Here is a 26,020-nt window from a genome sequence, read left to right as displayed (position 1 = left end):
CCCGGGCGGGGGTGGGGTGGAGGGCTGGCATACGGTCGTCGGTAGTTGTGGATCGGAGGACGCCGGTGGATCTGGATGTCATGCTCGGGGATCTCGCTGTGCTGGTGGAGTGTGAATCCTTCTCGGCCGATCATCGGGCGGTGGCGCGGAGCGCCGGGGTGGTGGGGGAGTTCGGGGAGCGATTGCTGGGGGTGGCGGCGGAGACCGTGGTGATCGAGGGGGTCTCGCATCTGCGGTGGAGCTTCGGGGAGCCGAGGGTGTTGCTGCTCGGGCATCACGACACCGTCTGGCCGATGGGGACGTTGGGGAGGATTCCGTGGTCGGTGGTGGACGGGGTGGCGCGGGGGCCTGGGGTGTTCGACATGAAGGCGGGGCTGGTGCAGATGTTCCACGCGCTGGCCGGGCTGTCGTCATTAGAGGGGGTCTGTGTGCTGGTCACGGGGGACGAGGAGCTGGGGTCGCCGACGTCTCGGGGGCTGATCGAGGAGTCGGCGCGGGGGTGCGCGGCGGCGTTCGTGATGGAGGCGAGCGCGGACGGAGGAGCGCTGAAGATCGCGCGGAAGGGGACCTCCAACTACGAGTTGGTCGTGCACGGGCGGAGTTCCCATGCGGGGCTGGACCCGGGTAAGGGATTGAACGCGGGGGTGGAGCTGGCTCATCAGGTGCTCGCGCTGGACGGCCTCGCCGCGCGGGTCAACGGGGCGAACCCGGCGCGGACCGGCCGGCCGGGGGAACTGGGGCCGGTCACCGTCACCCCGACGCTCTCGTCCGCCGGGACGACGACCAACACCGTGCCCGCGCAGGCCCGGGTGGCGGTGGACGTGCGGGTGCCCACCGTGGCGGCGCAGCATCGGGTGGACGAACTGATCCGCGCGCTGACTCCGCGGATCGCCGGCACGCGGCTGGAGGTGCTCGGCGGGCCCAACCGGCCGCCCCTGGAGCCGGATTCCTCGGCTGAGTTGTTCGCCCTCGCCCAGCGGGTCGCCGCCGATCTCAGCCTCGGGCCGCTCGAAGGGGCCGGGGTGGGTGGCGCCTCGGACGGCAACTTCACCGCCGGCGTGGGCTGCCCCACCCTGGACGGTCTCGGCGCGGTCGGCGGCGGCGCCCACGCCGAGGGCGAGCACGTGATCGTGGCGGAGATGCCGGGCCGGGCCGCGCTGCTCAGGGGCCTGATCGAGGCGGTGCGCGCATGAGGCGCGGCGCCGGGACGAGCGGAAGGGAGACGCGGCGCGGACGCCGCACACCACGATGACCACCAGGGGCACGTCAACCACAGGAACACCGGCCATGGACACGCCGACCACGGGCACATCCACCACGGGCACATCCACCACGGGCACATCCACCACGGGCACATCCACCACGGGCATGAAGATCACTGGGATCGAGATGCGCAGGATCGCGATGCCGCTGGTGGCGCCGTTCCGCACGTCCTTCGGGACCGAGACGATGCGTGAAGTGCTGCTGTTGCGTGTGGTCACCCCGGACGCCGAGGGGTGGGGTGAGTGTGTCGCCATGTCGGCGCCGCTGTACTCCTCCGAGTACGTCGACGGTGCCGCCGACGTGTTGCGCCGGTTCCTGATCCCGGCGCTGCCCGACGACGCCGACCCCTACGCCGTCGAGCGTGCCCTGCGGCCGTTCAAGGGGCACCGGATGGCCAAGACCGCGCTGGAGGCGGCGGTGCTCGACGCCTGGTTGCGTGGGAGCGGGCAGTCCCTCGGCGCGTTTCTCGGTGCGGCGGTCACCCGGGTGCCGGCGGGGGTCTCGGTCGGGATCATGGACTCGATCCCGGAGCTGCTCGACGCGGTGGCGGGGTATCTGGACGAGGGGTACATCAGGATCAAGCTCAAGATCGAGCCGGGGTGGGACATCGAGCCGGTGCGTGCCGTACGTGAGCGTTTCGGGCCGGACGTGCCGCTGCAGGTGGACGCCAACGCCGCGTACACCCTCACCGATGCACCCCATCTGGCCAGGCTGGACGACTTCGGGTTGTTGCTCGTCGAGCAACCGCTGGCCGACGACGACATCGTGCAGCACGCCAGGCTCGCGGCCCGCATCTCCACGCCGGTCTGCCTGGACGAGTCCATCGAGTCCGCCGCGCACGCCGCGGCGGCCATCTCCCTCGGCGCCTGTTCGGTGATCAACATCAAGCCGGGGCGCATGGGCGGTTACCTGGAGGCGAAACGGGTGCACGACCTGTGCCGCGCGCACGGGATCGCCGTCTGGTGCGGCGGCATGCTGGAGACGGGGATCGGCCGTGCCGCGAACGTCGCCCTGGCGGCGCTGCCGGGCTTCACGCTGCCCGGCGACACCTCGGCCTCGCGGCGCTACTACACGGCCGACATCACCGAGCCGTTCGAGCTGCGTGACGGCCACCTGGACGTGCCCACCGGGCCCGGGATCGGTGTGGCGCCGATCCCGGCGGCCCTGGACGAGGTGACGGTCGCCACGGAGTGGATCAGCCGCTGACCTTCGGGGTGGCCCGCGCGGCCAGGTGCAGGTACGGCCGGCCGCCGGGCAGCTCGTAGAAAACGGCGGACATCCAGTTGGGCCGGCCCTCCAGGCGCCCGACGAAAGTGGTGTCGTTCACCGGGACGAGGTCCATCTCCGTCGGCTCCTCGGTGCCCGCGAGCGCGCCGGTGATCTCGTCGTGCAGGTGGAGCCGTCCGTCGCGCACGGTCAGCGTCAGGCGGTTGCCCTCCCGTTCGTACACCCCGGCGTACCGCTCCACGTCGGTCTCGTACGGCTCGGCGGGCGGGGCCAGCATGGGGGGCACGGTCACGCCGATCAGCTCGCCGAACAGCTCGGTGGCCACGGCGTGCTGGAACGCCGAGGTGTACCCGCCGTTGGCGAGCACGCACACGATCGCGCCGGCGTCCGGCACCATCCACAACATCGCCGACTGGCCGATGGTGTTGCCGCCGTGCGAGAGGACCAGCCGCCCCTCCCAGTCGTCCACCACCCAGCCGATGCCCCACTGCTTGCCGAGGGCGTGCGGGTTCGGCACGTCCACCTGGGGTTCCCACATCACGCGGGGCGCCGCCAGCAGCCCGTCGCCGAGGTGCGCGCGGGCGAACGCCACCACGTCGGCGGCCCGGGCGCAGATCAGCCCGGCGGGGCCGCAGGAACGCATCAGGCCCCAGGTGGGGGCGGGCGCGCCGTTGTGGTGGCCCATGGCGCCGCGGAAGCGCAGCACGTCCTCCGGCAGGGTCCAGGTGTGGGTCAGGCCGAGCGGTTCGACGATCTGCTCGCGCAGCGCGGCGTCCCACACCTTGCCGGTGACGCGTTCGACGACGTGCCCCGCGATGATGAACCCGGAGTTGCAGTACGAGTGGGTGGCGCCGAGCGGGTGGTTCTGCCGCAGTTCCGCGCAGGCCGCGACGTACCGGGCCACGCAGTCGTCGCCGCGGCCCGTGTCGAGGAACAGGTCGCCGTCGATGCCCGACGTGTGCGTGAGCAGGTGCCACAGGGTCACCGTCTTGGAGACCTCCGGGTCGGCGACCCGGAAGTCCGGCAGGACGGCGGACACCGGGGTGTCCAGCGTGAGCTTGCCCGCCTCCACCAGCCGCATGACCTGGGTGGCGGTCCACACCTTGGTGACCGAGCCGATCTGGAAGAGCGAGTCGGGGGTCGCCTCGACCCCGGTGGCCACGTTGAGCACACCCGCGGCGTACTCGTGCACCTCGCCCTCGTGCAGGTACGCCAGGGTCGCGCCGGGCACGCCGTACTCGGCGATCAGCTCACCGAGGCGGGCGTGCCATCGGCCGGGATCCACTGCTGTGGCCACTGTGAGGGTCCTTTCGCGTCGCGGAAAGGGGCAGGTCCGCCGAAACTGTAGCCTCTCTGACGGTGCGCGTCCGCACGGTCATGCGCCGCGACCGTGCGGACACCGGTCTGTTTCCAGCGGGTAGACTCGTCGGGTGGGAAGCAAGGACACCGGCACGGACATGGTCCGCGAGCGCATCCTGAAGACCGCGGGCGAGCTGTTCTACGCCGGCGGCATCGGCGCGACCGGCGTGGACCGCATCAGCGAGGCCGCCGGGGTGTCCAAGCGCAGCCTGTACCAGCGGTTCGGCAGCAAGGACGAGCTGGTCACCGAGTACCTCACCATCGACGGCACCGCCGTCGCCGACAGGCTCCTGCCCCCCGAGGACGACGGCGCCGCCCCGCGCGACCGCGTGCTCGCGGTCTTCGAGACCCTGCGCGACGGCTCCCGCAGGCCCGGCTTCCGCGGCTGCCTCGTGCTGAACGCCGCAGCCGAACTGCCCGACCCCGCCCACCCCGCCCGCGCGGTCGCCCTGGACCACAAGCTCCGCGTCCGCGCCTTCTTCGCCCGCCAGGTCACGGCGATGGGCGCCGCCGACCCCGAGGCGCTCGCCGACCAGCTCCTCATGCTGTTCGACGGCGCCATGTCGTACTCCCTGGTGCGCGCCGCCGCCGTACCCGAGAGCGCGGTCACCGCGGCCCGCGTGCTGCTGGACGCCCAGACCTGATCACCGGCTCACCGGCCGGTACCCGCGGACGTGGCCGACGGCGAACTCCTTCGGGTAGGGGCGGCGCGGCCCCTCACCGGGGAACTCGTAGATGCCGAGCATGAGCTGCATGGGGTACGCGGGCGACTGGCGCACCACCTTGACCCGCCGCCCGTCCACGTAGAAGGCCACGTGGTCGGGGGTCCACTCGGCGGCGTACGTGTGGAACTCCGTCACGTCGACGGGCAGCACCTCGGCGGAGAACTCGTCGGTGATCCCCGGGTCGCCGAACGGGTGCACACCCATGCCGACGGCGGCGCAGCCGGGACGCACGTCGCGGCCGAAGATCTCGCACACGCAGATCTCCGCCGACCGCTCCGGTACGTCCTCGAACCCGATCATCCAGAGTGCCACCATGCACCGGGGGTCGTCGGTCGCCCTGGCGCGCAGCTCGAACAGGCCGTACATCGGGGTGTAGAGCCGCCGCTCGGGCTGCGCCTCCCGCACCACCGCGTCCGGGTGGAAGCGGTGCTGGCCCACGGTGCTCCCCACCGGGCCGGCGAACACGCCGGTCTGCAGGGACGACACCCGGACCTCGCCGTCGAGCTCGGGGCACCACGGCGGCTGGTCCTCCTCGATGCGCAGCCGCAGCTCTCCCCCACCGGTGGTGTACCGCGCGGCCGACCGTTCGCGTGAGCTCCACTGCGGCAGGTAGTGCGGCAGCCAGCGGCCGGGGTCGAGGACGGCGCCGTCGAAGGTGTCCTCGAAGACCAGCTCGTAGTCCGCCGCGGGGCCGGTGAGACGGTGCGCGTAGCCGGTCTCAGTCACGGCCCCGCCCTGCCGCCGGGCGGCATTCCGCGCACATCCGGGCGCTCATCCAGGCGCTCATTCCGGCGCGACGCGGTGCCGGTCCCACCACGAGCTCCAGCGCTTCTCCAGGGCGGCGAACGCGGCGGGGTCCATGCCGTACGTGGTGAGCAGGATGAGCACGCCGCCGTCGGGGCGGTACGAGGTGTGCTCCTGCTGGGCGAACACGGCCAGGCCGTCGCCGAGTTCCTCGGCGGTGAGCAGGAGCTGGCCGGGGGACACCGCCCAGACCTCGCCGCTCAGCCGGCCCGCCGGGGTCTCGGCCTTGTACGGCGTGCCTGGCGCCAGCTCGGCCACCCCGTGCAGGCCGAGGGCGTCCACCAGGATGCCGGGCTGCTCCAGCGTGCCCTCCAGGATCAGGGTGCGGCGCTCGGCGAGGTCGTGGTGCTCCACGGCGAACCGGAGCTGCTGGAGGAAGGTGTACCAGCCCTCGGTGATCTCGTCGTAGTAGGCGTCCCACTCGGGGTCGGCGCCGATCGGCCCGCGGCTGAGCCGCACCAGCGTGCCGCCCTCGGCGGGGTGCAGGGTGAACCGGTCGCCGCCCTGGATGGCGAGCACGTGCGCCGCGTCGTCCGCGGTGACCCCGGTGGCGTAGATGCTCTCGACCTCCTCGTCCAGCCCGTCGAAGTCCCAGCCGTGCCAGCGGCGGATCAGGTCCGGCTCACGCAGCGCTCGCCAGACGGTCTCGGCGGGTGCCGCGACGGTGACCTCGATCACGGGCGGCTCTGCTGCGTCGGTCATGACCGTCCTCCTGGTGGCTCGTGGGGGGGCTGCGGGCCCGAGATAGAAATATCGCCCGAGGGCCCGCCTTCGCGCTACAGCGGGCCCGCGAAGCAATCCCTATCAGTGACCACCGACATGAACGGGCGGTATCCTGTCCCGCCACGGCATCGCACGCTCCAGCCACGCGGCGACCTGGAACAACAGGTCCTCACGGCCGTACGGCGCGACGATCTGCACGCCGATCGGCAGCCCGTCCGCGCCGTGCCCGAGGGGCAGGCTGACGGCGGGCTGGCCGGAGATGTTGAACACCGCGGTGAACGGGGCGTAGGCGCACAGCGCCTCCACCCAGCTCGTCACGGTGTGGCCGGGGTCGTCGTAGTTCAGGGTGCCGTGCGGCGCGGGCGACCGGGCGAGCACCGGCGTGACCAGCAGGTCGTACCCGGTGAAGAACGCCCCCACCGCCCGGGTGACCTCGTTCTGCGCGCCCGCGGCGGCCGTCATGTCGACCACGCCGTAGCCTCGGGCGAACTCCAGCACGCGCCGGGAGACCGCCTCCATCTCGGCGGGGTCGGGCTGCCGGGGAGCCAGCAGGAACAGCGAGCCGATGTGCGCCAGCCCGGCCACCATGCTGCGTGTCACGGCGTCCCAGGCGACGTCCGGGCTCGCCTCGGTGACGTGGTGGCCCGCCCGCTCCAGCACGCGCCCGGTGTGCGCCGCCGCCGCGGCCACCTCCGGGTCCACCGGCACACCGGACCAGGCGGCGGTGGTCACCGCCACCCGCAGCGGCCCGGGTTCGCGGCCGAGCTCGCGGGCGTACGGCCCGCGCGGGGGCGGTGCGGTGTACTTGTCCCCGGTGGCGGGGCCGTGCACGGCGTCCAGCAGGTGCGCGGCGTCGCGGACGGTCCGGGTGAGCGCGAACTCGTACGACATGCCGAGCACCGCCTCCCCCGCGTCCGGCCCGCAGGGCACCCGGGCCCGGCTCGGCTTGAGCCCGACCAGCCCGCAGCAGGCGGCGGGCACCCGGATGGACCCGGCGCCGTCGCCGCCGTGCGCCACCGGCACCGCCCCCGCGGCGACCAGCGCCGCGGCGCCGCCGCTCGACCCGCCGACGCCCCGCGTGAGGTCCCAGGGGTTGCGGGTGAGACCGTGCCTGACCGACTCGGTCGCGAAGCTGACCGCCATCTCGGGCACCGTGGTGACGCCCAGGGTGGACAGCCCCGCCATGCGGAACCGGGACATCAGCTCGGTGTCCCGCTGCGCGACCGCGCCCCTGAGGGCCCGGCTGCCGATGCCGAACGGCACCCCGGCCGCCACCGGCCCGTGGTCCTTGATGAGGAACGGCACCCCGGCGAACGGCCCGCCGTCGGCGTGCCACAGCGGCTCGTCGAACAGCGGTGCCGCGAGCCCGTTGACGGCGGCGTCCGCCTCGGCCAGCGCCTCCCGCGCGACCGTCTCGACCTCTTTCGCGCTCACGGCGCCGGAGGCCATCAGCTCGGCGAGGCCGAGAGCGTCATGTTCCGCGTACTCGTGAAGTTCCATGCGTGAGGCTCTTTTCCGCGCGGGCTCTCCGGCACGCGCGCATCGATCGGGTTCCGGTTCGCGGAACCCAGTGTCGTCAAAGATGAAGGGGGGCGGCCGGCGGTCACGGGACCGCGCCGCCATCGACGCGCGACAAGAGGCGGGCGACGGCCGCCGCACCGGGCCCGCTGGGCTCCGGGGGCCGTCCCCGCTGATCGACTCGCCTCTACGCTCGTGACATCGCGGCCCATACTGCCGCCGCCCGGCCCGCGCCGTCGAGCGAATTACCCGGGTGCGCTCACCGGCGGCCAAACGACCGGCCAAGAAATTCACCGCCCCGCGCGCCGACGCCTGGCGGCCGGGCGGGCGACCGTAGAAAAGCCCTGCCGTCGTCGATGGGAGGGTCCCGGTGCCAGGCGTGTGGAGAAGCAGGTCCGGACGAGCGCACCCCGAGGGGTGGCGCCGCCGGCGTGTCCTTGCGATGGTGACCGCCGCGGCCGGGCTGGCGACCTGCACGGCCGTCCCGGCGTCGGCTTCCGTGGCGGCCCCGGCGCCGGCTTCCGTGACCGCCCCGGCGGCCGCGCGGCAGGCGCCGCGGGACGTCGCCTACGTGGCCGGCAACAGCCTGCGCGGCGAACCGGGCCGCGTCACGGTGATCGACCTGGAGACCAACTCCGTCGTCACCACCATCCCGGTGGACAGCGCGCCGGCCTGGCCGGCGGTCAGCCCGGACCAGACCCAGGTGTACGTGACCGCCTACGGCACCGTCGCCGCGGAGGGCACCGTCCTCGTGATCGACACGGCGACCGACACGGTCGTCCGGAAGCTCGACGTCGGCCCGACCCCGACCGGGGTGGCGTTCACCCCGGACGGCGCCCAAGCTCTCATCTCGCTCAACAGCCTGCACACCGTGCGCGCGGTGGACACCGCCGGCGGTGCCGTCACCGCGTCCACCCAGGTCGGGCTGGGTCCCGGGCAACTGGCGGTCACGCCTGACGGCGCCAAGGCCTACGTCGTCAACCAGGAGTCGAACTCGGTGGGCGTCGTCCGCGTCACGCCGTTGAGCACCACGGGCTCGATCCCCGCCCAGCCCCGTCCCCAGGACGTGGCGATCATGCCGGGCGCGCCCCGCGCCTACGTGACCAACGACGAGGCACGTTCCGTCTACGTGATCGACACGGCGACCGACACCGTGACCGGGTCGATCGGCGTGGCCGGGCAGCCCACCCAGGTCGCGTTCGCGCCCGACGGCCGGCGCGCCTACGTCACCGACCGCCTCTCCGGCAACCTCGCCGTGATCGACACGGCCTCCGCCAGGGTCGTCGGCACCATCCCCACCCCCGCCCCCTTCGACGTCGCCGTCGACCGGACGGGCACACGGGCCTATGTGACGAGCTACTACCAGGGGACCGTCACAGCGATCGACCTCGTGCACGGCACCGTCATCGCCACCATCCCGGTCGGGCCGGCCCCCATGGGCATCGCCATCGCGCGCAGGAACCCGCCGCGGATCCCCACCGCGACCACGCTCACCGTGACGGCCGAGCCGGGCGGCACCGGGCGGACGGTCCTCACCGCGGCCGTCACCCACGCCGGCGGCCTGCCGGTGACGTCCGGCCGGGTGCACTTCGAGTACGACGGCATCGGCCTCGGCGCGGCGGACCTCGACGCGTACGGCAGGGCGGTGATCACCGTCGGGAACCTGCCCCAGGGACGGCTCAGGTTCGTCGCGCGCTACGGAGGGACCGCCACGTTCGCCCCGAGCGCGTCGCCGCCGGTCGTCGTGCGGATCGGGCCGGACGGCACGCCGGTGCCCCCGCCGAGGCCCGTGCCGCCCCGGGCCCGGGGGTGCGCGGACGGCGAACCCCGCGGGCACGGGCGGGTCAGCCGAGCAGTGCCTCGATGGTCATCGGCAGGGCGCGCAGGCGTTTGCCGGTCGCGTTGAAGATCGCGTTGCCGACGGCCGCCGCCATGCCGACCACGCCGATCTCGCCGATGCCGCGTGCGCCGACGGGGTTGAACGTCAGGTCGGGATGGTCCACGAACACGGCGTCGATCTCGCGGACGTCGGCGTTCACCGGGAGCAGGTACCCGGCGAGGTCGCCGTTGGCGATGCGGCCGTCCGGCTCGACGTGCAGGCCCTCGTGCAGCGCGGCGGACAGGCCCCAGACCATGCCGCCGACGATCTGGCTGCGGGCGGTCTTGGCGTTGACGACGCGGCCGGCGTCCATGACGCTCAGCATGCGCGTCACCCGGGGCTCCATCGTCCACCGGTTGACCCGCACCTCGCAGAACTGCGCGCCGAACGACGCGAACGCGTGGGCGCGCGCCTCGGGGCCAGGCGCGGACGAGCCGACCGCCTCGACGCCGGTCAGCTCCACCGTGCGCAGCAGCGCGCCGAAACCGAGACGGCGGCCGCCGGAGACGAGGTCGCCGTTCTGGTAGCGGACGTCCTCGGCGGGGCGGCCGTGGAACGGCGACCGGGTGTCGGTGACGGCCAGCTCGATCAGCTTGCGCTTGACCTCCTCGGCGGCGGCCACGATCGCCGAGCCGACGCTCGCCGTGCTGGACGACGCCGCGACGAAGCCGCCCGGGGTGAGGGTGGAGTCGCCGAGGTTGCCGCGCACCCGGTGGACCGGCAGGCCCAGCGTCTCGGCCCCCATGATGGACAGCACGGTCCACATGCCGGTGCCCGGGTCGCCGGTGCTGCCGGAGACGGTGGCCTGGCCGTCGGCGTGCAGCCGCACCAGCATCGAGGCGGGGAAGCGGAACGCCGGGTAGATGGCGGTGGCCATGCCCATGCCGGTGTACCAGTCGCCGTCCAGCCGGGACCCCGGCGTGGCGGGCCGCCGGTCCCAGCCGAACCTGCGGGCGCCGAGGGTGTAGCACTCGTCGAGGTGCTTGCTGGAGTAGGGGACGTCGCGCCCGGGGTAGCGGGTCTGGTAGTTCTTCTGGCGCAGCGCGATCGGGTCGACGCCGAGCTCGACGGCCAGCTCGTCCATGGCCGTCTCGAGCGCCCACCCGCCGGTGGCCTCGCCCGGGGCCCGCATGATGGTGGTCGGCGGCACGTTCAGCGGGACGGTCCTCTGGCTGACGCCGATGTTCTCCGAGGCGTACCAGCTACGGGAGCTGTGGTGGGCGGACGCTTCGGTGCCGGGCAGGATCACGCTGGACGACGACCACGCCTCGTGCTTCATGGCGGTGAGCGTGCCGTCGGGGCGGGCGCCGAGCGACACCTTCTGCACCGTGGCGGGCCGGGTGGCCGTCATCCGGAAGTTCTGCTCCCGGCTGAGCACGGCCTTGACCGGGCGGCCGAGCGCGCGGGACGCGACGGCGGCCAGCAGCGTCGGCGGGTAGGTGTAGACCTTCCCGCCGAAGGCGCCGCCGACGAACGGGTTGATGGCACGCACCTTCGCCGGCTCGACGCCGAGCGCGCCCGCGACGTCGGCGGCCTGGAGACCCGCGCCCTGGTTGCCGCTGTAGATGGTGAGCGCGCCGTCCTTCCAGTCGGCGACGGCCGAGTGGGGCTCCATCGCCGAGTGGCCCTGGGCCGCGGTGGAGTAGGTGGCCGTGACGACGCGCTCCGCCGCGGCCAGCGCCTCGTCGATGGACGCCACGCCGTCCTTGAGGAACGCGAGCGTGGCGGGCTCGCCGTCCACCTGCGGCGGCGTCGTGGCGCCCGGGATGCCGTCCTCCAGGGAGGTCTTCGGCGTCCGCTCCTGGTAGCGCGCGGTGACGAGCATGGCGGCGTCGCGTGCCTGCTCGAACGTCTCGGCCACCACGAACCCGATGGGCTGGCCCATGTAGTGCACCTCACGGTCCTGCAGCGGCGCCCAGGAGGTGCGGAACGGGCCGTACGGCACGTTGATCTTCAAGGGCTCGAACGGCGTGTAGACGGCGAGCACCCCGGGCGCGCTCCGCGCCGCGGCGACGTCCATGGATTCGAGGGTGGCACTGGCGACGGTGCTGCTCACCATGTAGCCGTACGCGACGCGCCCGGGGTGGACGTCCGCGGCGTACGTGGCGGCCCCGGTGACCTTCAGGCGGCCGTCGATGCGGTTCAGCGAGGCGCCGAGCGGGGAGGTGCTCATGCCCCGGCCTCCAGGCTCAGCAGCGCGCGGACGATCGTGCGCCGCAGCAGCGTCGTCTTGAAGGCGTTGTGCGTCAGCGGCCGCGCGCCCCGCACGGCCTGCCGCGCCGCGGCCTCGTAGGTCTCCTGCCGGGCCGGCCTGCCGCGCAGCGCGGCCTCCACCGCGGGCAGCCGCCACGGGACGGTGCCCACCCCGCCGGCCGCGACCCGGGCGCCGGCCACCCGGCCGCCCCTGACGTCCAGCGCGACGGCGGCCGAGCAGAGCGCGAACTCGTACGACTGCCGATCCCTGATCTTCAGGTACACGGACCGGCGGGCCCACGGCAGCGCGGGCACCAGCACGTCGGTGACGAGTTCGCCCGGGCGCAGGACGTTCTCCACGTGCGGGGTGGTGCCGGGCTGCCGGTAGAAGTCGGCCAGCCGCACCGTGCGGGTGCCGGCGGCGTCGCGCAGCCGGACCGTGGCGTCCAGGGCGACAAGCGCGACCGCGACGTCGCTCGGGTGGGTCGCCACGCAGGCGTCGCTGGTGCCGAGCACGGCGTGCGGACGATTGGTGCCCTCGGCGGCGGGGCAGCCGGAGCCCGGCTCGCGCCTGTTGCACGGCACGGTGACGTCGCGGTAGTAGCCGCAGCGGGTGCGTTGCATCAGGTTGCCGCCGATGCTCGCCATGTTGCGGATCTGCTGGGACGCGCTCGCCAGCAGCGCCTGCGCGATGACGGGATACCGTTCGGCCACCGCGGGGTGGGCCGCGATGTCGCTCATCCGCTCCAGCGCCCCGAGGCGCAGGCCGTCCCGCCCGGTCTCGATGCCCCGCAGCGGCAGCGCGTTGATGTCCAGCACCCGCGACGGGGTGAGCACTTCGAGCTTCATCAGGTCGACGAGCGTCGTGCCGCCGGCCAGGAACGCCGTGGTGGCGTCGCCGCCGACGGCCGCCTCGACGGACGCGGGCGCGGCGAAGGTGAACGCGCGCATCAGACGCCTCCGCCCTTGGCCTGCCGCACCGCGGCCGTGATGCTGGAGTAAGCCCCGCAGCGGCAGATGTTGCCGGACATGAACTCGCGGATCTCGTCGTCGCTCCTGATGCCCCGGTCCCTGGCGCACGCGATCGCCGACATGATCTGCCCCGAGGTGCAGAAGCCGCACTGGAAGGCGTCCTGGTCGATGAACGCCTGCTGCACCGGGTGCAGGCCGCCGCCCCTGCCGACACCCTCGACCGTGGTGACCTCGCGCCGCACCGACGCGGCCAGTGTGAGGCACGCCAGCACCGGCCGGCCGTCCACGTGCACCGTGCACGCCCCGCACTGCCCGCGGTCGCAGCCCTTCTTCGGCCCGGTGACCGCGAGCCGCTCCCGCAGCGCGTCGAGCAGCGTCACCCGGGGGTCGAGACGCAGTGTGGAACTGGTGCCGTTGACGTCGAGCACGACCTCGACGAGCGCGTCGTCCGCCGCCTGCGCCTCCGCGGCGCCCGTGATGCCGAGCGAGGTGACGGTGACCCCGGCGGCCACCGTCCCCATGAAGCCGCGGCGGGACACGCCCGGCGAACCAGTGTTCTCCCTCGGGTCAGATCGTGGCACGCCGCTTCCTCCGCCCATCGCGCCGATACCGGAAAAACGCCGCCGCCGTCCGAACTCCGAAAATTTACGGCCGGTCAGCGAAAGTATCAAAGCACCGATGCCTTCCCCCGCCAACAGCCGGCGCGGCCCCGGCCCCGGTGGCCGGCGCGAGCCCGCACCTCGATGCATGGTTGAGCAGCGCCGTACACGGAATGATGATCGACGAGATCGTCTGAAAGTTCCGAGGAGCGATGATGCGGATCGGTGTCGTCTTCCCGCAGACCGAGCTCGGCGGCGACGCCGGTGCCGTACGCGCCTACGCCCAGGGCGCCGAGGAACTCGGCTACCGGCACATCATGGCCTACGACCACGTGGTCGGCGCCGACCCCGCGGTGCACAAGAACTGGAGCGGCCCCTACGACCTGTACACGACCTTCCACGAGCCGATGGTCATGTTCGGCTACCTCGCCGCCCTGACCTCCCTGGAGTTCGTCACCGGCATCATCATCCTCCCCCAGCGCCAGACCACGCTGGTGGCCAAACAGGCCGCCGAGGTGGACCTGCTCACCCGCGGCAACTTCCGCCTAGGCGTCGGCGTCGGCTGGAACAAGGTCGAGTACGAGGCCCTCGGCGAGGACTTCACCACCCGGGGCAAGCGCATAGAGGAACAGGTGGACCTCATGCGCCGCCTGTGGACCGAACAGTCCGTCACCTACGAAGGCACCTATCACCGCGTCACCGCCGCGGGCCTCGCCCCCATGCCCGTCCAGCGCCCCATCCCCGTCTGGTTCGGCGGCCAGTCGGAGAAGGCCTACCGCCGCATCGGCCGCCTCGCCGACGGCTGGTTCCCCCAGCTCCCCCCCGGCCACGACCTGGAAGAGGCCAAAGCCATCGTCCACCAGTCCGCCTTCGAATCCGGCCGCGACCCCGCCACCCTCGGCATGGAAGGCCGCGCCAACTGGACCGGCGACCCCGACGCCCTACGCGACCTGGCCGACCACTGGAGATCCTCCGGCGCCACCCACCTGGCCGTCAACACCATGAACGCGAACCTCCGCACCGCGGACGACCACCTCACCGCCCTGACCACCGCCGCCGAGGCCCTCGGTGTACGCAAGAGGTAACGGCCGAGACAGGTTCAGGCCGGCGTAATCCCGCGGCACTGTAGCTGTTTCACGCCAGATGGCCGGAAGGACCATTTACATCTGTTGCCGTCCCGCTGATTCCCGGCCACTACCGGCATCGACCTTTCAACACACGGATCGTGATGGTCGGCGACTCGGTGAGCTTGAGCAAATGGTGCAACTGAGCCCGCATCACCAGTTCGTCACCGTACCTGCGTAGCAGGACGGCCTCGTCGAGCCGGCCGCGTGCGGCAGGGGGCGGCGGAGCACCTTCAGGACGAGTTCGACGGAGGAGGCGGTCTCCCGCGCGTGCTCGCGGCCACGCCCATGCCGGGGTCCGTGGTCCTGGTGGTGTGGTTGCGGCGGGGGCTGTCCCCGGAGCTGGTCGCCGACTACCTGCCGGAGATCGCCACGGCGTGCTTCGCCCGGCGGGCCGTCCTCGGGCCGCACCGTTTCGGGTCCCCTGTGGTCACGCTGGAGGTGAAGCGGGGCTGACCGGTCAGACGCGCTCGGCGGCCAGCCGGGCCCCGAAGGCGAGCAGGGCCAGCCCGGTGAGGGCGTCGAGCGCGCGGCGGATCGGCCGCCGGGTCAGTACGTGTCGCAGGCGGTGCAGGAAGGCGGTGAGCAGCAGCAGGTACGCCAGGGACAACGCCGCGTGCGTGACGGCGTACAGCAGCAGGACCGCCAGGCCCGCGTCCGGGGCGAGGAACTGCGGGAGCACCGCGAGGTAGAACATCAGCACCTTGGGGTTGGTGATGTTGGAAAGGAAGCCCTGCCGCCATCCGCCGAGCGCGGCGCCGTCGCCGTCCTGCGCGGACAGCGGCGCGTAACGCCCCCGGACGGCCGAGCGCACCGTACGCACGCCGAGGTAGAGCAGGTACAGCACACCGGCCCATTTCACGGCCTGCATCACCGGCTGCGCCCCCGCGATCAGCGCCCCGAGCCCCGCGGCCCCCGCCGCGCCCTGCACCGTGTTGGACGTGGTCACACCGGCCGCGCACCAGCTCCCCCGGCGACGCCCGCCGGCCAGGGTGTTGCCGACGACCACCGCGAAGTCGGCACCCGGTAGCAGCACCACGACCACCGCGAAAGTGACGAACGCTCCATAAGCCGCCCAGTCCATCCTCCGACCCTAGCCCTGTCGACCCCTCGGACACCGGCGGGAATCGGACATGGAAGGCCCGCGCCCCGCAGCGGGGACGCGGGCCAGGAGAAGAGGGTCAGTGCGCGAGCACCGGGACCGGTGGGGTGTCCTCCACGCCGTCCTCGGGGGACGCGGCGGCGTCGCCCGGTTTGTGGGTGGCGATGAAGGTGACCACGATGGTGGCGGACAGGAGCAGGATGCCGACCGCCCACCAGATGGCGGTGGCGTAGCCGTGGACCGCGGACTCGTTGGTGAAGGCGGCCTGGCCGAGGGTGCGGAGCTGGGACGTGTGGGCGGTGGCCCAGGAGGTGGCGGCGTCGGCGGCGATGGTGTTGAGGAGCGCGGTGCCGATGGCGCCGCCGACCTGCTGGGAGGTGTTCACCATCGCGGAGGCCACGCCCGCGTCGCGGGGCTGCACACCGGCGGTGGCGAGGCTCATCGCCGGCATGAACGCCGTGCCCATGCCGAGGCCGAGCAGGATCTGCGCGGGCAGCACCAGTCCCACGTACGAGCTGCCGGTCTCCATCTGGGTGAGGATCAGCATGCCGGCGGCGGCGACCAGGAAGCCGGGGGTCATCAGCCACCACGCGGGGACGCGCGTCATCAGGCGGGCGCCGATCTGCGTGGAGCCGATGATCATGCCGGCGACCATCGGCATGAACGCGAAGCCGGTCTGCACGGGGGTGTACCCCTTGATGACCTGCAGGTAGTAGGTGAGGAACAGGAACAGGCCGAACATCGCGATGATCGCGAGGCCGAGCGCCAGGTACACGCCGCCCCTGGCACGGTCGGTGATCACGCGCAGCGGCAGCAGCGGGTGCCGCACCCTGCTCTCGACCAGCACGAACGCGCCGAGCAGCACGACGGCCGCGACGAACAGGCCGATGGTCGCGCCCGCGGTCCAGCCGTCGGACTCGGCGCGGGTGAAGGCGTAGACCAGGGAGACCAGGCCGAGGGTGGCCAGCACGACGCCGGGGATGTCGAGGCCGCTGCGGTTGCGGGTGCCGGCCGGCTCGCGGATCACGAGAAGCGCGCCCGCGACGGCGACCGCGGCGAAGGGGATGTTGACGTAGAAGGTCCAGCGCCAATCGAGGTACTCGGTGAGGAACCCGCCGAGGATCAGGCCGACGGCGCTGCCGCCGCCCGCGATGGCGCCGTAGACGCCGAACGCCTTGGCCCGCTCGTGGGCCTCGGTGAACATCACGGCGAGCAGGGACAACGCGGCGGGTGCCAGCAGCGCGCCGAACGCGCCCTGGAGCGCGCGGGCGCCGAGCAGCATCGCCTCGTTGGCCGCGACGCCGCCGATCGCGGACGCCGCGGCGAAGCCGATGAGCCCGGCGGTGAAGGCGCGCTTGCGGCCCCACATGTCGGCGATGCGGCCGCCGAACAGCAGAAGTCCGCCGAACGCCAGCGCGTAGGCGGTGATGACCCACTGGCGGTTGGCGTCGGATATGCCGAGGTCCGTCTGGGCGGACGGCAGGGCGATGTTCACGATCGTCGCGTCGAGCACGACCATCAACTGGGCTATGGCGATGAAGAGGAGTGCTTTCCAGCGGCGGGGGTCCGGGAGGACCTGGGCCGTTTCAGGCATGCGTCAACTCACTAACGGTCTGGAGAGGAGATCGGCAGGTGGCGATGACCTGCCGAACGTGCGGTCCGGGGACGACGCGGGGGGTGGGTCGACGGGGCGGTCAGGCGGCCGGCGCGGTCAGGGTCAAGGGTGCGGCTGAAGGTCCTCGAAGGTCGCCCCGGGTCCGGGCAGGACCGAGCGCGCCGGAGCGCGCAGACCGTCGAGGAAGATGTCCAGATGGCGCTCGGCGAACCTGCCGAGCCTCAGGCACCCGGTGCTGGGCAGCGGGCGGGTGAGCTGGCAAATCGCGATCATGATGTCACCGGGGGCGACGTCCTCACGCAGCAGGCCTTCGTCCCGCGCCCGGTCCATGAGGGCCTGCACGGCCCGCTGGAGCCTGGCGCGGTTCTCGGCGAGCTCCGCCGCGATCGCCTCCCACTCGCCGGACACCACCGGGCACAGGGCCCCGACTTGCTCGGCCGCGGCGCCGTGCACGAAGCGCCGCAGCGCCTCGAACGCGTCCGCCTCGTCGAGCGCCGACTCGGCCAGGCGCACGACCCGGTTCATGACCTCCAGCATCACCTGACGGCTCAGCTCCGCGCGGTCGGCGAAGTGCCGGTACATCGTGGCGTTCCCGACACCCGCCCGCCGCGCGATCTGGTCGAGGGTCGCCTCGGCCCCGTACTCCACGAACGCCTCACGTGCGGCGGCCACGATACGCTCGCGGTTGCGCGACGCGTCCGCCCGCAGCCGCGGAGCCCGGCCCCGCTCGGTGATCGTGTGCACGGTGCTCACGGTGATCCCCCTTCCCATCTGTCCCGTAAACGGGGAGAAATTCCCCGTTTGCGAGACACAGGCGTCAACCGGCGTCGTGCTCCGGCTATTTCCGCGGTCTTTGTGAACTGCGTCACAAGCTTTCGGGAGGCGCGCCGGGGCGGCCGCTACGGGATCGGCGGGGGCCGTGCGCACACTGGGCGCGTGATACGCGTCGAGGTGCGGGTGGAGGGGGCCGTGCAGGGGGTCGGGTTCCGGCCCTTCGTGTACGGGCTGGCCACCGGGCTCGGGCTCGCGGGGGTGGTGGGCAACGACGCGGACGGGGTCTTCGTCGAGGCCGAGGGGCCGCGGGAGCGGGTGGCGGAGTTCCTGGTGGCACTGCGCCGGGACGCGCCCACGCTGGCGCGCGTGGAGCGGGTCGGCGTGGTGGAGGGGGCGCCGCGCGGGGCCCGGGGGTTCGCCATCGTGCGCAGCGACGCGTCGGGGCCGCGGCGTGCGCTAGTGTCGCCGGACACGGCCACCTGCGGCGACTGCCTGCGTGAGCTGGCCGATCCGGGGAATCGGCGGTTCGGGTATCCGTTCGTCAACTGCACCAACTGCGGGCCGAGGTTCACCATCGTGCGAGGCGTGCCGTACGACCGGCCCCTCACCACGATGGCGGGGTTCGCCATGTGCGCGGCCTGCGCCGCCGAGTACCACGACCCGGCGGACCGGCGCTTCCACGCCCAGCCCACGTGCTGCCCCGACTGCGGCCCGCGGCTGCGGCTGGTGTCCGCGCGGGGGGACGACCTGCCGGGCGACCCGGTCGCCGGGTGCGCGGCGCTGCTGCGGGACGGCGGCGTGGTGGCGGTCAAGGGGCTCGGCGGCTACCACCTGGCGGTCCTCGCCTCCGACGAGGCGGCGGCGTCGGCCCTGCGGCGGCGCAAGCACCGCGAGGACAAGCCGTTCGCGGTGATGGTGGCCGACGTGCGCCAGGCCGCGCTGCTGTGCGAGGTGGACGATCTCGCCGCCGCGCTGCTGAGCGACGGGGCGCGGCCGATCGTGCTGCTGCCGAGGCTCGACGGCGGCCCGGTGGCCCCGTCGGTGGCCCCGGGCAACCGGCATCTCGGGCTCATGTTGCCCTACGCACCCCCGCACCATCTGCTGCTCGCCGCCACGGGTGAACCGATCGTGCTGACCAGCGGGAACGTCTCGGACGAGCCGATCGCCTACGAGGACGCCGACGCGTTCACCAGGCTGGCCGGCATCGCGGACGTGTTCCTCACCCACGACCGGCCCATCCACGTCCGCACCGACGACTCGGTGGTGCGGCCTTTCGGCGGCCGGGGCATGCTCCTGCGGCGATCACGGGGGCACGTGCCCGAGCCGGTCACGCTGGCCTGGGACGTGCCGCGTCCCGTGCTGGCCTGCGGCGCGGAGCTGAAGAACACGTTCTGCCTGGCCAAGGGACGGCGCGCCTTCCTCTCGCACCACATAGGCGATCTGGAGAACTACGAGACCCTGCGGTCGTACACCGAGGGCATCGCGCACTTCTCCCGGCTGTTCGGCATCGTGCCGGAGGTGGTCGCGCACGACCTGCACCCCGAGTACCTCTCCACCAAGCACGCCGCCGAGCTGGACGGCGTCGAACTGGTCGGTGTGCAGCACCACCACGCGCACATCGCCTCGTGCCTCGCGGACAACGGCGAGCCGGGGCCGGTCATCGGCGTGGCGTTCGACGGGCTCGGCCACGGCACGGACGGCACCCTCTGGGGCGGCGAGTTCCTGCTCGCCGACCTCGCCGCCGCCGAGCGGGCCGCGCGCCTCGTCCCGGTGCCGATGCCCGGCGGCACCGCCGCGATCCGGCAGCCGTGGCGCATGGCCGCCGCCTACCTCGACCTCGCGTACGACGGCAGGCCGCCCGAGGGGCTGGAGGTGGCGCGGCGCGACCGCTGGCACGACGTGCTGGCCCTGGCGCGCTCGGGCGTGGGGTCCCCGCTCACCTCAAGCGCCGGGCGCCTGTTCGACGCGGTGTCCGCCCTGATCGGCGTCCGGGGCACGATCACCTACGAGGGCCAGGCCGCGATCGAGCTCGAGCAGCACGCCGACCCCGCCGAACGGGGCGCCTACCCGGCGTCGGTCTCCGCCGAGGGCGTCCGCGGCGCCGACCTGGTGCGTGCCGCGGCGGACGACCTGCTGGCGGGCGTCGCCCCGGGGGTGATCGCCGCGCGGTTCCACAACGGCGTCGCGCGCCTCGTCGTGGAGCGGTGCGTGGCGCTCAGGGACGCCCACGGCCTCACCACGGCCGCGTTGTCCGGCGGGGTGTTCCAGAACCTGCTGCTGCTCGGCCGCACGGTGGACGGGCTGCGCGCCGCCGGCTTCCGGGTGCTCACCCACAGCCGGGTCCCCGCGAACGACGGGGGGATCAGCCTCGGGCAGGCCGTGGTCGCCGCCGCGCGGGACGTCACGTCGCGCGGCGACTCCCCCACCTGAAGCGCGGGACCCGCGAGATGCGCGGATCAGGGAGGGGGCCGGCGGCCTGAAGGCGCGCGGGACGTCACGTCGCGCGGCGACTCGCCCGCCTGAAGCGGGACCCGCGAGGTGCGCGGATCAGGGAGGGGGCCGGCGCCTGGAGGCGCGCGGGAGCATGGAGGGGCCAGCGACCTGTCCCCGCCGTGGGTTACCGTGCCGGTATGGCGAGGCGTCATCGCGTCGGCCCCGATCGCGGCACGCTCCTGCTGCGCACGTCCCGGCAGGGCGTGGCCGCGCAGGCGGGGCACGACCTCACGATCGAGGTGACCCGCTGGTCCGGCGAGGTCATCGAGGACGGCGGCACGGCCGAGCTGCGGGTCACCGCCGAGACGGCATCGTTGCGCGTCCTGTCGGGGACAGGCGGGGTCACGACGCTGACCGATTCCGATCGCCGCGAGATCGAGCGCAACGCGCGCCGCCTGCTCGACTGCGACCGCCATCCCGAGGCGGTGTTCACGATGGGCGGTGGCGACCCCGGCACGCTCACCCTGCGCGGCCGGAGCGGGCCGTTCACGCTCACCGTCACCCCGCTCGGCGGGGGCCGCTACCGGGGCACGGGCACGGTGCGGCAGTCCGACTACGGGATCAAGCCGTACACGGCGTTCCTCGGCATGCTGAAGGTCGCCGACCCGGTCGAGGTGGAGGCCGAGGTCGAGCTGACGTCAGACGAGGAGTGAGGTGCCGGCGCCGGGCGGCCGGAAGGGCTCACCGTTCTGACATCGGCGTTGTCGCTGTTCTGACAATCGGCACGGGCGGCACGGAACAGGCCGGTAACAAGATCGCCCGCTGATGTTCACAAGCCGGGCATACGGTGCGAATCGCCCGTCACGAATGTACCGCGGCGGGCGATTCGGTCCCTGTGAGTAAGGCGCCCCCTTGTTCGATCTGCCCCGCCGCGCGCGGAACCTCGCCGCGGTCCTCGTCCTCGCCTGCCTGCCCGCCACCCTGATCCCCGCGACCGCCTCCGCCGAACCACCCGCCGGCGAGGTCGCCTCCGGCCCCGGATGGCACGTCACCCGCGTCGCCGGCGGCTTCCAGGTCACCCTGGAGCTCGGCAGGGAACTGCCCGTCACCGCGAGCGCCCCCACCCTGTCGGTGGACGGCAAGGTGCTCGGCCCGGCCGCGGAGTCCGCCGACGGCACGTCCCTGTCCCTCGTCACGACCGACCCCGCGGTGGCGGACGCCACCTCGGTCACCACCGACGCCCTCGCCACCGCGACGGCCGGCGGCGCCTCGGCGGCCCGCTCGCCCCGGCCGGCCATCCCCGACGTCGTGCCTCCCGTGCTGCCGGCCGACCCCTCGACGCCCGGGCCGTACCGGGTCTCCGAGGCGGTGTACGACTTCGGCGACCAGGCGATCCCGCTGCTCAACATCGGCGGCATCCGCGGCGAGCTCACCGGCAAGATCTACCTGCCGGACGGCCGCGGCGAGAAGCCCGTCGTGATCTTCCTGCACGGCCGGCACGCGTCCTGCTACGGCTCCGGCGCGGCCAACCCGGCCCGCTGGCCCTGCCGCGCCACGCCGGACAGCACGGCGCAGCGTTTCACCATCCCGAGCTACCTCGGCTACGACGCCCCCGCCCGCGCGCTCGCGAGCAACGGGTACGCCGTCGTGTCGATCTCCGCCAACGCGATCAACGCCAACGACAACCAGCTCTCCGCCGACCACGGCGCCCAGGCCCGGGGACAACTCGTCCTCGACACCCTGGACATGCTGCGCCAGGCCGACGCGGGCCGGCGGGTCGTGTACCGCGACGCGTTCACCGGCAGGGACGTCGCACTCGACCAGGCACTCACCGGCGACGTCACGCCGCGCGACCTGGTGCGGCGGCTCGACCTCGGCGACGTCGGCATCATGGGGCACTCCCGGGGTGGCGAGGGCGTGACGGCCGCGTCCACCCTCAACGACGCCCTGCCGGTGCGGGATCAGTTCGGCATCAAGGCGGTGCTGCCGCTGGCGCCCGTGGACTACGACCGGATCTCCGTGCCGAACGCGGCACTCGCGACGATCCTGCCGTACTGCGACGGCGACGTGGAGAACCTCATGGGCCAGCACATCGTGGACGACTCGCGGCACAACTTCGCCGACGACGTGCTGCGCTCGGCGGTGCTCGTGATGGGCGCCAACCACAACTACTTCAACACCATCTGGACGCCGGGCGGCTGGCCCGCGAGCACCGCCGACGACTGGTCGTCCCTGGCGTCCGGCGCCGACGACCCGGTGTGCGACCCGGCGTCCGCGACCACGACCCGCCTCACCCCGGCGCAGCAGGTGCAGGTGGGCGCCACCTACATGGCGGGCTTCTTCCGGCTGGTGCTCGGCGGCGAGAAGCGGTTCCTGCCGCTGTTCGACGGCTCCGCCACCGCCGCGCCCGCGACGACGTTCGCCCGGGTCACCTCGGCGGCGACCCAGCCGGCCCGGTCCCGCGTGGACATCGCGACATTCGAACGCCCCGACCCGTCCGTCCGCGTCTCGGGCGACGCCACCGCGGAAGTCTGCGCCAGCATGGGGGGCGACGGCGGCGTGACGCTGCCGCAGACGGCGCCTTTCTGCGCCACCACCCTCAACCAGGCGGCCCTGCCGCACTGGTCCCCGGCGCTGTGGGCGTTCAACATCCCGTCCTCCCCCATGCTCCACATGACGTGGACGTCCCCGAGCGGCCAGGTGCGGGTGAACGTGCCGGCCGCCGCCCGCGACGTGCGCCGCTACCAGCAGCTCTCGGTGAAGGTCGCCGCCGACGCGTCCGTGGCCACCGCCACCGACCTCACCGTCACGGTCACCGACGGCTCCCGCCGCACGTGGTCCGCCCCGGTGTCCAAGCTCAACCCCCTGGCCGTCACCCGCCTGCCCGGCGTCACCTCCGCCTGGCTCCGCAAGATCATCCTCCAGCAGGTGAACATCCCCACCTCGTCCCTCACCGGCCTCGACAGGTCCGACATCCGCGAGGTCCGCTTCACCGCCGCGACCGGCACCGGCGGCGTCTACATCTCCGACCTGTCGGCCGAGAACCGCGCCGTGGGATCCCGCCACCCCGCCCAGCAGGTGACCGTGAACATGGTCCCGGCCAGGACCGAGGAAGGCGCCGCCCCCGGCACCACCAAGATCGCCGCCGTCCTCTCCGAGCGCGCCCACCACCCGATCACCGCCTACGTCAGCGTCTTCGGCTCCGCCACCGGCAGGGCCGGCGTGACCATGCGCAAGGTCACCTTCCTCCCCGGCCAGACCTGCGCCCCCGTCACGGTGAACACCTTCGGCGACACCCTCCCCAGCGCCACCCCGTCCACGTCGTTCAAGGTCTCCGCCACCAACACCTCCGGCGCCGTGATGGGCGACAGGGCCTTCAGCACCCTCACCGTCCGCGAGGACGACGGCCTCACCGGCGGCACCCCCGCCCCCGAGTACGGCACCCCCGGCGACGTGTGCGCCGAGCAAGCCGCCACCGAGTCCCCCGGCCGCCTCCTCGTCCTCGGCCCCACCACCCCCGGCTCCACCCCCACCCTCCGCGCCACGGGCTACCGCCCCGGGGAAAGCGTGGAATTCCTCCTCGACACCACCTCCCTGGGCCGCACCCTGGCCGACCACACCGGCACGGTGTCCCTCACCCCCACCATCCCCGTCACCACCACCGGCTTCACCACCCTGACCGCCACCGGCGCCGGCTCCGCCTACACCACCACCGCCAAAGTGAGGATCAAGCCACAACACTGAGGATGGCCATGACGTCGCGGCCGGGGGCGCGCCCCTCGGCCGCGACGCGTTCTGCCGCCGCCGCAAGGACAGACGGCACAGTACGTGCACGTATTTCAACGCGGAACGCCTCGTGAACCCCCTGCTGTAATCGCCTCCGGTTTCAACGAACGGGGGAGACAAGAAATGCGGAAGAGAGTTCGTTTATGCCTGGCGGTGCTGGGTGTCGTCTGTGCGCTCGTGCCGGCTCTGGGGGTGGGAGCCGCCGCGGCGCAGGTGGCCGACGATCCTGAGCTCACGCGGCGGGTGGCCGCCGGGGAGGGCAAGACGCCGGTCGGGGACGACTCGGGGCCGCGGGGGGCGGTGCCTGGGGGGTTCGCGGACTGGCGGGCGTTGTTCACCGAGCAGGCGCGGCTGAACGGGGTGGCGGACCGGCTGCTCGCGGTGGCCGAGGAGGCCGAGGGGTACGCGGGGATCGTCGCCGATCCCGAGAACCACGAGGTGCGGCTCTACTGGCGGGGAACCTTGCCGCGGGCCGTGCAGGACGTCGTGGACGAGGGGCGGCTGGCGGCGCCGGTGGCGGTGCTGCCCGCGGCGCGCAGCCGCGCGCAGTTGCTGGAGGAGGTGGACAGGTGGGTCGCGTCCGGGCAGGTCACGGGGGCGGCTCCGCTGGCGGACGGCAGCGGCGTGCGCCTGTCGGTCGCCGGGCAGGACACCGAGCCGGGCGAGCTCCAGCGGCCCGCGGGGGCCACGGCGCCGATCACGCTGGAGCGCGGGGAGACGTTCGAGCCCGCCTACAGCAGGCAGAACGACGTGCCGAGCTACTACGCGGGCGGTCGCACCTTGAACCTCACGACCGGCGCCGGCTGCAGTTCGGGCTTCGCGGTCTGGGACCAGTACGACAACCCCGGGTTCCTCACCGCCGCGCACTGCGGCAACCTCTGGGACCTGTTCTACGACGGCGGTGGCTTCACCTCGGCCAACTACATGGGCCCGGTGTCGTGGCGCATCTCCTACCGGGACGCCGCCATCGTGCGGGCGAACGCCACCGCCGACATGTTCGACGGCGGCCCCGCGTCCTCCAGCAGCAACCGGGTGGTGGCGTTGTGGAAGGCGCACGTCGGCAACTTCGTGTGCAACTCCGGGGCCACGCGGGGTGAGTACTGCCTCATCAAGGTGACCGAGACCGCCTGGAGCGGCACCTACACCAACGGGCAGTACGTCAAGCACATGGTCCGCGCCAAGAGCGTCGAGGGCGGCTGCGCCGTCGCGCACGGGGACAGCGGAGGGCCGGTGTTCTCCTACACCAACTGGTTCGACGAGATCGCGGCGCAGGGCATCACCTCCGCCGTCGGCAGCAAGGTGTACTGCGGCGGGCTCGACGGAGGACGAGTGATCGTCTTCTCCCGGGTCTGGGACGTCGCGCTGGCCTTCAACGCCTACGTGATGGTGCACTGAGGACCGTCCTCGCGGCCGGGGGTCCGCCCCCGGCCGCGTCGGCGTGTCAGAGGAACCGCGTCATGTACACGCTGTGCGGGTCGAGCCGGTAGTCGCCGAACGGCTCGCAGTACTCGAACCCGTACTTCTCGTACAGCCGCCGAGCGGGCAGGAAAGGCTCGGCCGACCCCGTCTCCAGGCTCAGCCGGGCGAAGCCCATGCGCCTGGCCTCGGCGATGATGTGCTCCAGGAGCAGCGACGCGACGCCGCCGCGCTTGCGGGCCGCGCTGGTGCGCATCGACTTCACCTCGGCGTGTCCCGCGTCGATCCGCATGAGCGCCCCGCACCCCACCAGGGTGTCCCCGTCGAGGACGGACCAGAACGTGACCTCCGGGCGGCGCAGATCGTCCAGGTCGAGGGCGTGCACGCTCTCGGGCGGCGACAGGGCCCGCATCTCCTCCAGGTGCTCGCCGAGGAACGCGGCGATCCGCGGCCCGGACAGGTCGTCCACGACGATCTCCACACCGTCCACTCCCACGGCGTCTACGGT

Annotated in this window: 21 protein-coding genes; 10 read left to right on the top strand and 11 right to left on the bottom strand. The window is 73.0% G+C overall.

Features of this window, described 5'->3' with window-relative positions:
• Positions 1-65 precede the first annotated feature (65 nt).
• Positions 66-1,193: a M20 family metallopeptidase gene (locus ABGB17_RS09790; protein WP_347627635.1), complete on the top strand. Its 1,128-nt coding sequence runs from the start codon at positions 66-68 to the stop codon at positions 1,191-1,193.
• A 175-nt stretch (positions 1,194-1,368) separates the two neighbouring features.
• The gene (gene menC, locus ABGB17_RS09785) at positions 1,369-2,469 is read left to right on the top strand and encodes an o-succinylbenzoate synthase (protein ID WP_347627633.1); all 1,101 of its coding nucleotides are present in this window, start codon (positions 1,369-1,371) and stop codon (positions 2,467-2,469) included.
• On the opposite strand, the gene ABGB17_RS09780 is transcribed toward menC, so the two are convergent.
• Entirely contained in the window at positions 2,459-3,787 is a 1,329-nt protein-coding gene (locus tag ABGB17_RS09780; protein ID WP_347627631.1) for a serine hydrolase, read from the bottom strand. The genes menC and ABGB17_RS09780 overlap by 11 nt on opposite strands.
• Positions 3,788-3,920: 133 nt before the next feature.
• On the opposite strand from ABGB17_RS09780, the gene ABGB17_RS09775 reads away from it, so the two are divergent.
• Positions 3,921-4,493 carry a TetR/AcrR family transcriptional regulator gene (locus ABGB17_RS09775; RefSeq protein ID WP_347627629.1) on the top strand — a complete coding sequence of 191 codons (573 nt, stop codon included), beginning with the start codon at positions 3,921-3,923 and terminating at the stop codon, positions 4,491-4,493.
• On the opposite strand, the gene ABGB17_RS09770 is transcribed toward ABGB17_RS09775, so the two are convergent.
• From ABGB17_RS09770 to ABGB17_RS09760, 3 genes are all read right to left on the bottom strand, one after another.
• Positions 4,494-5,300, bottom strand: coding sequence for a glycoside hydrolase family 16 protein (locus ABGB17_RS09770; protein WP_347627627.1), 807 nt, complete (start codon positions 5,298-5,300; stop codon positions 4,494-4,496).
• Positions 5,301-5,357: 57 nt separating this feature from the next.
• Positions 5,358-6,080, bottom strand: a complete 723-nt coding sequence (locus ABGB17_RS09765; RefSeq protein WP_347627625.1) for an SRPBCC domain-containing protein — start codon at positions 6,078-6,080, stop codon at positions 5,358-5,360.
• Between the two features lie 102 nt (positions 6,081-6,182).
• On the bottom strand, positions 6,183-7,601 hold the full coding sequence (locus tag ABGB17_RS09760) for an amidase (RefSeq protein ID WP_347627623.1): 1,419 nt from the start codon (positions 7,599-7,601) through the stop codon (positions 6,183-6,185).
• A 460-nt stretch (positions 7,602-8,061) separates the two neighbouring features.
• Between ABGB17_RS09760 and ABGB17_RS09755 the strand changes: the two genes are divergently transcribed.
• Complete coding sequence (locus tag ABGB17_RS09755) at positions 8,062-9,525, top strand: Ig-like domain repeat protein (RefSeq protein ID WP_347627621.1); 1,464 nt, start codon at positions 8,062-8,064, stop codon at positions 9,523-9,525.
• Here the strand turns inward: ABGB17_RS09755 and ABGB17_RS09750 are convergent.
• From ABGB17_RS09750 to ABGB17_RS09740, 3 genes are read right to left on the bottom strand one after another with little or no spacing between them, the layout of a single operon-like run.
• Positions 9,464-11,671: a xanthine dehydrogenase family protein molybdopterin-binding subunit gene (locus tag ABGB17_RS09750; RefSeq protein ID WP_347627619.1), complete on the bottom strand. Its 2,208-nt coding sequence runs from the start codon at positions 11,669-11,671 to the stop codon at positions 9,464-9,466. The genes ABGB17_RS09755 and ABGB17_RS09750 overlap by 62 nt on opposite strands.
• On the bottom strand, positions 11,668-12,642 hold the full coding sequence (locus tag ABGB17_RS09745; RefSeq protein ID WP_347627617.1) for a xanthine dehydrogenase family protein subunit M: 975 nt from the start codon (positions 12,640-12,642) through the stop codon (positions 11,668-11,670). Before ABGB17_RS09745 ends, ABGB17_RS09750 begins: the two co-directional genes overlap by 4 nt.
• Complete coding sequence (locus ABGB17_RS09740) at positions 12,642-13,091, bottom strand: (2Fe-2S)-binding protein (RefSeq protein ID WP_347627865.1); 450 nt, start codon at positions 13,089-13,091, stop codon at positions 12,642-12,644. Before ABGB17_RS09740 ends, ABGB17_RS09745 begins: the two co-directional genes overlap by 1 nt.
• 383 nt (positions 13,092-13,474) lie before the next feature.
• Here ABGB17_RS09740 and ABGB17_RS09735 point away from each other — a divergent pair, with 383 nt between their 5' ends.
• Both ABGB17_RS09735 and ABGB17_RS09730 read left to right on the top strand, forming a co-directional pair.
• Entirely contained in the window at positions 13,475-14,347 is an 873-nt protein-coding gene (locus ABGB17_RS09735; RefSeq protein WP_347627615.1) for an LLM class F420-dependent oxidoreductase, read from the top strand.
• 309 nt (positions 14,348-14,656) lie between these two features.
• On the top strand, positions 14,657-14,842 hold the full coding sequence (locus ABGB17_RS09730) for a hypothetical protein (protein WP_347627613.1): 186 nt from the start codon (positions 14,657-14,659) through the stop codon (positions 14,840-14,842).
• Positions 14,843-14,846: 4 nt separating this feature from the next.
• Here ABGB17_RS09730 and ABGB17_RS09725 read toward each other — a convergent pair whose 3' ends face one another.
• The 3 genes from ABGB17_RS09725 to ABGB17_RS09715 form a co-directional block, all read right to left on the bottom strand.
• Positions 14,847-15,470, bottom strand: coding sequence for a LysE family translocator (locus ABGB17_RS09725; RefSeq protein WP_347627611.1), 624 nt, complete (start codon positions 15,468-15,470; stop codon positions 14,847-14,849).
• A gap of 97 nt (positions 15,471-15,567) precedes the next feature.
• Positions 15,568-17,082, bottom strand: coding sequence for an MFS transporter (locus ABGB17_RS09720; protein ID WP_347627609.1), 1,515 nt, complete (start codon positions 17,080-17,082; stop codon positions 15,568-15,570).
• Positions 17,083-17,205: 123 nt separating this feature from the next.
• Positions 17,206-17,856, bottom strand: coding sequence for a helix-turn-helix domain-containing protein (locus tag ABGB17_RS09715; RefSeq protein WP_347627607.1), 651 nt, complete (start codon positions 17,854-17,856; stop codon positions 17,206-17,208).
• Between the two features lie 183 nt (positions 17,857-18,039).
• On the opposite strand from ABGB17_RS09715, the gene hypF reads away from it, so the two are divergent.
• From hypF to ABGB17_RS09695, 4 genes are all read left to right on the top strand, one after another.
• Positions 18,040-20,307, top strand: coding sequence for a carbamoyltransferase HypF (gene hypF, locus ABGB17_RS09710; RefSeq protein WP_347627605.1), 2,268 nt, complete (start codon positions 18,040-18,042; stop codon positions 20,305-20,307).
• Between the two features lie 200 nt (positions 20,308-20,507).
• Positions 20,508-21,023, top strand: coding sequence for a YceI family protein (locus ABGB17_RS09705; protein WP_347627603.1), 516 nt, complete (start codon positions 20,508-20,510; stop codon positions 21,021-21,023).
• 199 nt (positions 21,024-21,222) lie between these two features.
• On the top strand, positions 21,223-24,054 hold the full coding sequence (locus tag ABGB17_RS09700) for a hypothetical protein (protein ID WP_347627601.1): 2,832 nt from the start codon (positions 21,223-21,225) through the stop codon (positions 24,052-24,054).
• Between the two features lie 165 nt (positions 24,055-24,219).
• Positions 24,220-25,491 carry a S1 family peptidase gene (locus tag ABGB17_RS09695; RefSeq protein ID WP_347627599.1) on the top strand — a complete coding sequence of 424 codons (1,272 nt, stop codon included), beginning with the start codon at positions 24,220-24,222 and terminating at the stop codon, positions 25,489-25,491.
• 46 nt (positions 25,492-25,537) lie between these two features.
• On the opposite strand, the gene ABGB17_RS09690 is transcribed toward ABGB17_RS09695, so the two are convergent.
• Positions 25,538-26,008, bottom strand: a complete 471-nt coding sequence (locus ABGB17_RS09690) for a GNAT family N-acetyltransferase (RefSeq protein ID WP_347627597.1) — start codon at positions 26,006-26,008, stop codon at positions 25,538-25,540.
• Positions 26,009-26,020: the final 12 nt, after the last annotated feature.

The sequence above is a fragment of the Sphaerisporangium sp. B11E5 genome (assembly GCF_039871875.1).
Classification (GTDB): domain Bacteria; phylum Actinomycetota; class Actinomycetes; order Streptosporangiales; family Streptosporangiaceae; genus Sphaerisporangium.
This window is presented reverse-complemented; position numbering and strand designations above follow the sequence as displayed.

What these genes read in the sequence shown, in the direction of transcription:
- menC (WP_347627633.1), top strand. Translation starts at nt 1,369, where the DNA reads ATGAAGATCACTGGGATCGAGATGCGCAGGATCGCGATGCCGCTGGTG.
- ABGB17_RS09765 (WP_347627625.1), bottom strand. Translation starts at nt 6,080, where the DNA reads ATGACCGACGCAGCAGAGCCGCCCGTGATCGAGGTCACCGTCGCGGCA.
- ABGB17_RS09760 (WP_347627623.1), bottom strand. Translation starts at nt 7,601, where the DNA reads ATGGAACTTCACGAGTACGCGGAACATGACGCTCTCGGCCTCGCCGAG.
- ABGB17_RS09755 (WP_347627621.1), top strand. Translation starts at nt 8,062, where the DNA reads ATGGTGACCGCCGCGGCCGGGCTGGCGACCTGCACGGCCGTCCCGGCG.
- ABGB17_RS09750 (WP_347627619.1), bottom strand. Translation starts at nt 11,671, where the DNA reads ATGAGCACCTCCCCGCTCGGCGCCTCGCTGAACCGCATCGACGGCCGC.
- ABGB17_RS09745 (WP_347627617.1), bottom strand. Translation starts at nt 12,642, where the DNA reads ATGCGCGCGTTCACCTTCGCCGCGCCCGCGTCCGTCGAGGCGGCCGTC.
- ABGB17_RS09735 (WP_347627615.1), top strand. Translation starts at nt 13,475, where the DNA reads ATGATGCGGATCGGTGTCGTCTTCCCGCAGACCGAGCTCGGCGGCGAC.
- ABGB17_RS09725 (WP_347627611.1), bottom strand. Translation starts at nt 15,470, where the DNA reads ATGGACTGGGCGGCTTATGGAGCGTTCGTCACTTTCGCGGTGGTCGTG.
- ABGB17_RS09720 (WP_347627609.1), bottom strand. Translation starts at nt 17,082, where the DNA reads ATGCCTGAAACGGCCCAGGTCCTCCCGGACCCCCGCCGCTGGAAAGCA.
- ABGB17_RS09705 (WP_347627603.1), top strand. Translation starts at nt 20,508, where the DNA reads ATGGCGAGGCGTCATCGCGTCGGCCCCGATCGCGGCACGCTCCTGCTG.
- ABGB17_RS09695 (WP_347627599.1), top strand. Translation starts at nt 24,220, where the DNA reads ATGCGGAAGAGAGTTCGTTTATGCCTGGCGGTGCTGGGTGTCGTCTGT.